The organism is Lysinibacillus sp. GbtcB16, assembly GCF_019091145.1.
Lineage (GTDB): Bacteria > Bacillota > Bacilli > Bacillales_A > Planococcaceae > Lysinibacillus > Lysinibacillus fusiformis.
Window position 1 is genome coordinate 1 of the sequence record NZ_JAGXJV010000270.1, and the last position, 291, is coordinate 291.

1 protein-coding gene is annotated in these 291 nt (G+C 44.0%); it reads right to left on the bottom strand.

Going from position 1 to position 291, the window contains the following annotated elements; genetic code table 11:
- Nucleotides 1-94 precede the first annotated feature (94 nt).
- Nucleotides 95-291 (bottom strand): hypothetical protein (locus tag KVT27_RS24225; RefSeq protein WP_217582134.1); only part of this gene is annotated, 197 nt, incomplete at its 5' end.

Consider the following 291-nt stretch of genomic DNA (forward strand, 5'->3'; position numbering starts at 1 on the left):
CATGATTAATCAAGGCCGAATCTTTGCTGCCGTTTTCTTTAAGCTTTTTCAGCTCCGCAATTGAAGAAAGTACGAGGTCATATTCCGTTTGCCCTTAGCTGCCTATTTCTGTTCCGGCAGGAACAGGTGCCTGCTCCAGTTTATCTTCAGCAACCTTGATTGCCGTAGCTAATTTCTTTTCATAAATGCTGTCAGGGTTTTGCAGCTCTCTTTCTGAGACAACCCAACCTTCTTCACTCGGAGGATTCTCCGTTGATTTCGTCAGATAAATACGATCTACCGCAATACCAT